The 5,100-nt window shown below is 61.1% G+C and carries 5 protein-coding genes and 1 pseudogene; all 6 read right to left on the reverse strand.

Annotated features, from left to right (window positions below; all coding sequences use genetic code 11):
- Positions 1-216: pseudogene (locus tag ABJK70_RS19715) on the reverse strand (hypothetical protein); the annotation flags it as partial.
- Positions 213-1,085, reverse strand: coding sequence for a phosphate ABC transporter permease PstA (gene pstA / locus ABJK70_RS19720; RefSeq protein WP_347258848.1), 873 nt, complete (start codon positions 1,083-1,085; stop codon positions 213-215). The pseudogene ABJK70_RS19715 and the gene pstA, both read right to left, overlap by 4 nt.
- Positions 1,078-1,956, reverse strand: coding sequence for a phosphate ABC transporter permease subunit PstC (gene pstC, locus ABJK70_RS19725; protein WP_086134723.1), 879 nt, complete (start codon positions 1,954-1,956; stop codon positions 1,078-1,080). Before pstC ends, pstA begins: the two co-directional genes overlap by 8 nt.
- The gene (locus tag ABJK70_RS19730) at positions 1,913-2,743 is read right to left on the reverse strand and encodes a phosphate ABC transporter substrate-binding protein (RefSeq protein ID WP_347258849.1); all 831 of its coding nucleotides are present in this window, start codon (positions 2,741-2,743) and stop codon (positions 1,913-1,915) included. Before ABJK70_RS19730 ends, pstC begins: the two co-directional genes overlap by 44 nt.
- Before the next feature lie 517 nt (positions 2,744-3,260).
- Positions 3,261-4,604 (reverse strand): SCP2 sterol-binding domain-containing protein, encoded by a 1,344-nt coding sequence (locus tag ABJK70_RS19735; RefSeq protein ID WP_347258850.1) that lies wholly within the window; start codon positions 4,602-4,604, stop codon positions 3,261-3,263.
- A gap of 44 nt (positions 4,605-4,648) precedes the next feature.
- On the reverse strand, positions 4,649-5,100 hold a 452-nt coding region (locus ABJK70_RS19740; RefSeq protein WP_347258851.1), incomplete at its 5' end, for a MarR family winged helix-turn-helix transcriptional regulator.

Raw genomic sequence — 5,100 nt, forward strand, 5'->3', positions numbered from 1 at the left:
GGATGGACCGATCAACGCTGTGATACAGCCCTTGTAGATATCCAGCGTTACATCCTTCAGGGCTGGGTGATCGCCGTAGCTTACGGAGAGATTCGTCACCCGGATCAGGGGTTCGGGCACACAACAGGGCGGGCCGGATTGCAATGGACCGACGGTGTAGGTGCCGGCATCGATACTGGGCGAACAGCCGCTGTGTCGGTCGAGAGTTTGCGTCATGGAGCTATGATCCTTCGGTTTAGCCAACGTTCCGCCAGATACAAGGCCGTGCCGTTGATCAGGATGAGCAGGCCGATCAACACCAGCGCGGAGGCGTAGGCATTGCCGTCGCCGCCGGCGACGTTCATCGACAGATCATAAATGTGTACGGATAGCGCGCGGCCGGAATCGAGGAGCGAGGACGGCATACGATCCACATAGCCGCTGGTGAAGATCAGCGCCGCCGTTTCCGCCATCGCTCGGCCGACGCCCAGCAGCAGTCCGGCCACGAGGCCCGATGACGCCGCCGGCAGCAGGATATGGCGAAGCGCCGCGGTGCGCGACAACCCAAGCGCGGCACTGCCCAGCCGCCAATCGTCGGGCACGGCGCGCAGGCTGGCTTCCGCTGTGCGGATGAGGATGGGCAGCACCATACAGGCGAGGGTCAGGCCGCCGGACAGGATGGAAAAGCCCAGCCCCAGAAAGACGCTGAAGAAAGCATTGCCGAACAGCCCGAAAACGATGGAAGGCACCCCGGCGAGCACATCCAGGCTCAGGCCGACGAGTCGCCCGAACCGACTGCGGGGACGAAGAAATTCCGTCAGCAGCACCGCCGTCGCCAGTCCCAGCGGCACCGCGGCGGCGACGGCCACGCCCAGGATCAGCAGCGTGGAAACCAGGATAGGGCCGATACCCCCGGTCCTGCCGGCGTTCAGCGGCGATGACGACAGGAAAGCCCAGGACAGCCGCTCGGCACCATGCCATAGCAAATCGCCCACCAGCCACAGGAAAGCGCCCGCCACCAGAAGCGCCGAGCCCCAGACGGCCAAGGTCATCAGCGGCTCAAGCACCCGACCGCGAACCATGGCAAACCGTCCCGCCTCAAACATGTGAACGCGCTCCGCCGAACCGCAGCGCGGCAACCGCCAGCAGGATGATCATCCCAGTCAGAACCAACCCGGACACGAAAAGTCCCGCACGGTGCTCGCCGGTGGCATAAGCCATCTCCAGAGCGATATTGGCGGTCAGCGTACGCACCGGGTCGAACAGGCTATGAGGGGTTTGCACCACATTGCCGGCAACCATCAGTACGGCCATGGTTTCGCCGAGGGCACGCCCGGCCGCCAGCAGCAGACCCGCGATGATGCCGCTCCGCGCCGCCGGCAGCACCACGCGAAGAATCGTTCCCGAACGCGATATCCCCAACGCCGCCGCACCGTGCAGGTATGCCTTGGGCACCGCCGCCAGCGCGGCATCGGCGGTGAGGGCCACGGTGGGCAAGATCATCAGGGTCAGAATGAGGATGCCCGCCAAAAGGCTGGCCCCCGGCGGTTGCCAGCGGGCGATCAGCGGCACCAGCACGGTCAAGCCCCAGAGCCCGAACACGACGGAGGGAATGCCGGCGAGCAAGGCCACCATTCGCCGATAAGGGCGGGCGGCGGATGGCGGGGCGTAAAACCGGCAGAACAGTGCCGAGGCCACACCCAAGCCCCCCGCCAGCACCAGCGCCCCTGCGCTGGACGCCAATGTCGCCCAGAGCATGGGGGCGAGGCCGAACAGCCCTTCGGAAGGATGCCAGGCCGCATCGGTGAAAAAGCGCAGCCAACCGATCCGCTTGAGTACCGGCCAGGATTCGTGCAGCAGAAACAGCACGATCAGCACCAGAACCGCGGCTGCCAGTCCGGCCGCGACCGAGAGCCACCCGGCGAGGCGCGCGTCAGTGCGCGAGGGGGACGAAATACTGTGCTTCGACCAAATCATGAACACATTCCGAGCGGCTGAAGTCGATGAACTGCCGGACCAGCCCTTCAGGCTCGGCCTTGGTCACCAGATTCAAAGGCCGGGCCAGCGGAAACCGGCCATTGCGCACATTCTCCACCGATGCGTCGACCCCGGCCATGGGCAGCAACTTGATGGGCACGCCCTGAGAGGCCTCGTATTCGGCGGTGCCGATCGAAACGTAGCCGATGGCACTCGTGTTGCCGGCGACGGTCTTGATACCCTGCTGGTTTTCGCCGATGACCACGTGGGCCTTGATGTCGCCGCTCTTGAGCTGAAAGTGATGCAGGAACAACTCCAGAGTCGAGCGGCCTTCGGCCTTGTTGACCACGGTAATGGGCCGGTCGGCCCCGCCCACGGCACGCCAGCGGGTAATCTTGCCGGTGTAGATGTCGACGATCTGCGGGTCGGTCAGGGTCTGCACCGGATTGTCCTTATGCACGATGAGAGTAATGCCGTCCAGCGCGATGGTGAAGCTTTTGAGGTCCTGCTCGTCGGGCTTGAGCGCCCGCGACACCAGGCCGATATCGGCCAGCCCCGAGCGGGCATCGGCGATGCCCCGCGACGAACCGCCCGACTGCACATCCACTCGAACGCCGGGATTTTCCCGCTCGAAGCGCTTGCCGATCTCCGCCGCCAAGGGCGCGACGGTGCTGGAGCCGGTCAACACCAGCTTCCGCTCAGCCGCCTGCGGAATCGAGGTTGTTGTCGCGACGAGCAGCATGACGGAGAGAGCGCTCAAATAGCGATTCAAGGATAGGCGCGGCATAAGTGTCAGGTCCTGTGAAAAGGATGTAATCACAAACTTACCGCATCATCGACTTGTCCGATGAAGCGCGGCAAGGGGAATCAGGTTCGTGGCAAGCGCACGAACTTCTTTCTGCGATAGGAGTTTCCGCCGCAGCGGTTCTCGTGAGCTTGCTGTTTACGCGTGACATTTAGTCGAGACAAATTCCACTTCCTTACAAGCTGTTCGATCAGCAAACGCCTCCATCCGCGGCCGTTTCGGCCAGCACCACTTGGCCGCCGCAGAATCATGCATTCATGGCACACTACTGCCGGATTGCACTCACCGGCTAGCACGTGACCGGAGTTCTCTTAGGCTTGGAATGTTTGCCTTCATAAGAATGTCCGTTTTCGACCAAATACTTGAAAGCGGCGAGCGACTTCGGCGCCATCGCCTTTCCGGAGCGACACAATATTCTCCGGCAGGCGTACGGATTGTCTTTCCGCGAGGCGTTGTGCGCCAGCGCCGCGAGCCGGTTGTCGCCGCAATCGGCTTGGGTTTACGCAGGAAAACAACGGCCGAATGCCAACAGCAGCCCCGGTGGTCCCTTGAACCGAATTTTTCGACGAATCAGCGCCCAGGCGAGGTATTTCTCCTTGGCCAGGAATTTAAGCCAAGTCCGGCTATCGGCCTTCAGCTGAAAATCCGGACGGCCGCTATGTCCTTCCAGTACCTGGAGTTTTTCGTCACGAATGATGATAGTGGCCTCGATTTTCTCGCCGCCAGTGAAAGTAAAGTGATAGGTGGCGTTGAGGCCTTTCGATTTCCCTCTTTGGAATACATTAGGAAGTCCCTTCAGGAAGGCCGGCACCGAGGTTGGCCTTAGGCTGTTGTTGGCGCGTTTGGCGGTTTTATGCGGAAAACGGCGGGCCACATGGCCTTCCGCATCGGAGCCGGCTATGACGTAGACGGTTTCCTGCTTGTCCTGCAAGGGGCGCACAACGTCTTTGACAAAGCGCTTCCGGTCATTGAGAAACGGTCCGATGACGTCATCGCCGGCGGGACACACCGCCATACAATAGGCAGCCTTGTAATTCGCCCCGAAAGAAAGGCTTTGCCACATGGAAACGGACTCGGCATCAGAGACTTTCTGTCGGTAACTTCTGGCGTTTGCGCTCGAGGCGATGGCCTCGACCCAGTCGGTGAATTCGCCCATGAACTCCCGATAGTTGTGGGTGTAACAGGCCGAAAAGTCGAAATGCCCGTCGGCTCCGATCGCACCCACGGGACAGGCGGCAACGCAGAGCTTGCATTCGAGGCAGGGGTTGTAGTCAATGGGATGCGACTCCTCGTCGATCTCGGCATCCAGAATGATCGTGCCGAGAAGAACGAAGTTGCCGAACCGGGGATGGATGACATTGCGATGGATACCCATGCGCCCAAGACCTGCCGCCTCGGCTACCGGCTTGTGCGACACCACCCACATCTTGCCGGGCCAGCGATCCGCCTCCATCGGAAATCCCATCGCACCATTGATCGCACGGATGCCTTTTTGCTCCAAAACCCTGACCATTCGCCGGGCGACCTCGTTGATCTCGTCGCCCGTATTGTGGAACTCCAGATTGGCGACGGAACGGGCGGGACTGCGGATGTTCTCCCGGTTCATGCGGCAGACGAAGCTCAAGAGGGTCTTTGCCCACGGGAAGACGCGCAGGATGTCCGCTCGCTGTGCGTCGAGCTCGGACCGGCCAATCCCGATGCAGCCGGCGTCGTCCGCGCCGGCTTCCAAAGCCAGTTGGCGTAACCAAGATGCTTCCAGTACTCGCCCGCCAATCGCCTCTTCCGCTGCTGGATCGGTCTCGCGGAAATGCCTGACGGTGGGGTGTTCATCGAGATTCATCATGTATATCTCCTTTTAGTGTATATACACGTAAATGACGAAAAAAATTATTGCGCCTGTGATGCCTCAATCAAGTCCGACAGGCTTCTCATCAGGATTTGCAATCGGTCTTCGCCCATAGCCTCCCTGATTCTGGACTGTGCCTGTTCCCACAGAGGATACGCTTTAAGCAGCACGACCCGTCCTTCGTCGGTAATCGTCACCATCCGGGTGCGGCGATCTTCGCCGGAGGCGACATCAATAAGCCCTTGATTCTCAAGAAGCTCCAGATTACGGCTCAAAGTCGTTCGGTCCATGACGGCGTTCTCGGCAAGCTGGGTCACCGTGATGGGTCCGCTCATATGGACGGCGACCAGAAGCGAATACTGCGTACCCCGGATGCCGGCCGGGCGCAGCATCTCGTCGTAAAGCTGACTCACCGCACGGGTCGCCTTACGGAGATTGAAGCCGGTGCAATCCATACAGCACCGGTAATCCGGCATTTCACTCGAGGGGGCAC

Origin of the sequence: Methylocaldum sp. (genome assembly GCF_039794385.1) — a bacterium.
Classification (GTDB): domain Bacteria; phylum Pseudomonadota; class Gammaproteobacteria; order Methylococcales; family Methylococcaceae; genus Methylocaldum.